Annotated in this window: 2 protein-coding genes; one reads left to right on the top strand and one right to left on the bottom strand. The window is 67.9% G+C overall.

Annotated elements, in window-relative coordinates; translation table 11 throughout:
- Positions 1–65: 65 nt before the first annotated feature.
- A complete protein-coding gene (locus AB0G02_RS40200) occupies positions 66–683 on the bottom strand; it encodes a hypothetical protein (RefSeq protein WP_360805796.1) in 618 nt (205 codons plus the stop codon).
- A 214-nt stretch (positions 684–897) separates the two neighbouring features.
- Here AB0G02_RS40200 and AB0G02_RS40195 point away from each other — a divergent pair.
- Positions 898–1421: hypothetical protein (locus AB0G02_RS40195; protein ID WP_360805793.1), on the top strand; the 524-nt coding region annotated here is incomplete at its 3' end.

Genomic DNA, 1421 nt, shown 5'->3' with positions numbered 1-1421 from the left:
TTCAGCGCGCGCATGCTCATTTTGAAGGCCTTGGTCCCTGGGTTGGGGGGGGCGGAGGGGTTGGTTCACTGGTTGGTTTTGTGGGCGCCGGGATGTGTGTTCGATTTCGCGTCGGGGCCCACGACGTCGGTGAGGGACTGGCCGTTCAGCTGTCCGACGACGATCGCGCCGACGTCGTAGTTGATGTCCTCGCTCGCGTTCCACTGCGGGGTGGTGAGGGTGGCCCGTGCGTTCCACGTGCCGTACGGGGCGTTCCCGTTGTTGTAGGCCGGGACGAACGCGACGTTGGTGTGGAACGCGCCGTCGAGCTTCACGCAGTGCCCGGCCGTGATCACCAGGCTCTTGTTGGCGCTGGTGACCGCGTTGCCGCTGCACGAGGCGTTGCGGCCCTGGTAGGTGAAGAACACGCGGCCCGCGGTGGTGACGACCGCGCCGCCGCCGGTCCACGCGCTGCCGCCGTTGGGGAAGGCCATCGGCGCGACGGTGGCCGGCTCGCCCGCCGGGACGGTGGCGCGCAGCGCGGACGGGGACGCGGCGCGCAGGTCGAGCGGAGCGGCCGAACGCATCCGCTCGGGCGTCCAGTAGGTACCGGGTTCGGCGGCGGCCTGCGTCGCCGGGACGACGACCAGCGCCAAGGCCAGCGCACTCGCCAGGGTGACCAGTCTGCTCACAGCACGGTTCATGATCTTCCACCTCTCGTGGGTCGATCAACGGCAGGGCCCGTGATGTGAAAATTACTCAGCGCGACGCCCGACCGTTTCCGGCGAACGGGTGGAGAACGGGCACGGAACGGCGTCAACCTGGGGCTACGAGGGCCCGCCTCGGTGATCCCCGTGGTGATCTTCACTCGGTCGGGTGAGAGACTGCCTGCTCTCGACCGGAGTCAAGGGGACGACCATGCTCTCGCAGGCGATGAACGTGCTGCACATGCACCAGAAGGTCACCTTGATGGTGAACCGCTACGAGATCTTCGCCGACCACGGCGGCGAGCCCGGTCCGCTCGTGGCGTTCGTCGAGCAGAAGCGGATGGCCTTCAAGGAGCAGGTGACGATCTACACCGACTCCACCAAGAACCAGGTGCTCGCGGGCTTCCGCGCGCGCAAGGTGATCGACCTCGGCAGCGGCTACGACGTGATCGACGGCAACGGCCGGCCGATCGGCCACTTCCGCAAGGACTTCGGCGCGTCGCTGACCAACTCCACCTGGCACCTCGACCAGCCGAACGCGCCGACGGCCACCGGCCGCGAGCGCAACGCCGGCCTGGCGATCCTGCGCCGCGTGTGGGGCTTCCTCCCGTTCGTCAACAACATCCCGTTCCCGTTCCGCTACCACTTCGACTTCGCCCGCGGTGGTCAGCCGGTGTTCAGCGTGGACAAGAAGACCTGGGTCCGCGACCACTACCTGATCCGGATCGAGGACCC

Origin of the sequence: Actinosynnema sp. NPDC023658 (assembly GCF_040639995.1) — a bacterium.
GTDB lineage: Bacteria > Actinomycetota > Actinomycetes > Mycobacteriales > Pseudonocardiaceae > Actinosynnema.
The sequence above is the reverse complement of the archived record's forward strand: the minus strand, read 5'-3'. Positions and strand labels throughout refer to the sequence as shown.

Excerpts from the sequence above, each read along its gene's own strand:
- AB0G02_RS40200 (WP_360805796.1), bottom strand. The coding sequence starts at position 683 with ATGAACCGTGCTGTGAGCAGACTGGTCACCCTGGCGAGTGCGCTGGCC.